At 54.5% G+C, this 290-nt stretch carries 1 rRNA gene; it reads left to right on the top strand.

The features are described from left to right. Window positions 1-290 (top strand): 23S ribosomal RNA (locus tag KI362_RS25355); the annotation flags it as partial.

Here is a 290-nt window from a genome sequence, read left to right as displayed (position 1 = left end):
AGGGGAGTGAAAGAGAACCTGAAACCGTGTGCTTACAAGAAGTCAGAGCCCAATTTAGGGGTGATGGCGTGCCTTTTGTAGAATGAACCGGCGAGTTACGTTTGCAAGCAAGGTTAAGCCGAGAAGGCGGAGCCGCAGCGAAAGCGAGTCTGAATAGGGCGAAACAGTTTGTAGGCGTAGACCCGAAACCGTGTGATCTACCCCTGTCCAGGGTGAAGGTGCGGTAACACGCACTGGAGGCCCGAACCCACGTATGTTGAAAAATGCGGGGATGAGGTGGGGGTAGCGGA

This window comes from Paenibacillus apis (genome assembly GCF_018333295.1).
Classification (GTDB): domain Bacteria; phylum Bacillota; class Bacilli; order Paenibacillales; family Paenibacillaceae; genus Fontibacillus; species Fontibacillus antibioticophila.
This window is presented reverse-complemented; position numbering and strand designations above follow the sequence as displayed.